The sequence below is a fragment of the Actinoplanes sp. NPDC051633 genome (assembly GCF_040681735.1).
Taxonomy (GTDB): domain Bacteria; phylum Actinomycetota; class Actinomycetes; order Mycobacteriales; family Micromonosporaceae; genus Actinoplanes.
Map to the genome: position 1 here is coordinate 1 of NZ_JBFAZH010001781.1, position 1113 is coordinate 1113.

The window sequence follows — 1113 nt, forward strand, 5'->3', positions numbered from 1 at the left end:
CAGTTGCTTCTCCGCGGCGTGGCGGTCGTCGGTGACGTAGGTCCACACCGTGGCGAGGGCGCACGGGAAGCCGGCCGGGTTCTTGCCGGTGCGGGCGAGCGCGGCGGCCAGCACCGTGCGGGCTTCGGCGATCCGGGCGGGTGTCGCGTTGTACCCGGAGGCCAGCCAGCCGTCGCCGAGTCGCGCGACACGTGCCACGCCTCTCTCGGACCCCCAGCTCGCGATCCAGATCGGCGGCCCGCCCGGGCGGCTGGGCGGGGGCTGCAACGTCCCCGCCGGCGGCTGGGCGCGTCCGGCGCCCAGGTGTGTGCGCAGGGTCCGGACCGCCTCGTCGAACCGGGACCACCGCTCGTCGAACGGCAGGCCGGCGAGGTCGTAGTCCTGCCGGGAGGAACCGGGACCGACGCCCAGCACCAGGCGGCCGCCGGAGAGGATGTCCAGCGCGGCCGCCGACTTCGCCACCGCCGCCGGGCCGCGGACGACGGGAAGCGCCACGGTCGTGGTGAGCGCCATGTCGCCGCTGTGCTCGACGACGGCGGCCAGCGCGACCTGGCCGTCCAGCCACGGTCGCCGGAAGACGAGATGGTCGTTCACCGCAAGTGCCCCGAACCCGAGATCACGCGCGGTCCGGGCGTACGACCCGAGGAGACCCGGGTGCCAGCCCCGGCCGTCGAAGTCGATCAGCGGCAGGTGCGCGCCGTACCCGAGGTCGCTCCGCACGGCTCCGATCCTGTTGCCCGGCGTCCGGCGGCGCAAGGGCCGGCGCAACGCGGCGCAGGAATAGCCGCCGTGACCCGGGGTATGCGCTTCGGCACAGCCGGCCGACCGATGCGGCCGGACGACAGAGGAGTCGCGATGGCCGCCAAGGAACCCGCCGACATCGCCCGCACTGCCGTCGCCACCGGCGTGAAGAAGGCCGACCTGCGATGGGACAAGACGCTGGTCGGCTCGTTCCTGGCCGGCGCGTACATCGCCTTCGGCGGGCTGGTGGCCATCGCCGTGTCATCCGGGCTGGATCCGAAGACGTGGGGCAGTCTGCCGACGCTGTTCACCGGGGCGGCCTTCACGCTCGGCCTGGTCCTCGTCCTCGTCGCGGGCTCGCACCTGCTGACC

At 74.2% G+C, this 1113-nt stretch carries 2 protein-coding genes; one reads left to right on the forward strand and one right to left on the reverse strand.

Going from position 1 to position 1113, the window contains the following annotated elements; genetic code table 11:
• Positions 1–720, reverse strand: a 720-nt coding sequence (locus AB0M20_RS45115) for an LLM class flavin-dependent oxidoreductase (protein WP_364307788.1), incomplete at its 3' end; no start/stop codon positions are given.
• A 135-nt stretch (positions 721–855) separates the two neighbouring features.
• Between AB0M20_RS45115 and AB0M20_RS45120 the strand changes: the two genes are divergently transcribed.
• Positions 856–1113: formate/nitrite transporter family protein (locus AB0M20_RS45120; protein WP_364307790.1), on the forward strand; the 258-nt coding region annotated here is incomplete at its 3' end.